Raw genomic sequence first — 387 nt, forward strand, 5'->3', positions numbered from 1 at the left:
ATCACCTCCTTTCTATGGAGACTCGGGTGCCGAAGCGCACCCAGTCAAGAAGGCTTCGGCCTTCACAACTTCAATCACTCGTTGTCAGTTTTGAAAGGAGAATTTCCTTCTCTTTTCAAACTTTTTGCTGCCCTGATCTTCTTCGGATGTTCAGTGGCGCGAATCCGTTGTTCCTTGAAAACTAGATAGCGAATTATGTAACTAGAATCATCCAAAAACCTTGTTATAGATGATCAGGTATCCGCACTTGTGCGAATGCGAGGTCAAGCTAATAAGGGCACACGGAGGATGCCTAGGCGCTAGGAGCCGAAGAAGGACGTGGCGAACGACGAAATGCCTCGGGGAGCCGTAAGCAGGCTTTGATCCGGGGATGTCCGAATGGGGGAA

At 49.4% G+C, this 387-nt stretch carries 1 rRNA gene; it reads left to right on the plus strand.

Annotation, left to right across the window (positions count from 1 at the left end):
• Positions 1-261 precede the first annotated feature (261 nt).
• Positions 262-387 (plus strand): 23S ribosomal RNA (locus tag EDM21_RS24480); the annotation flags it as partial.

Source organism: Paenibacillus lutrae, assembly GCF_009757775.1.
GTDB classification, from domain to species: domain Bacteria; phylum Bacillota; class Bacilli; order Paenibacillales; family NBRC-103111; genus Paenibacillus_F; species Paenibacillus_F lutrae.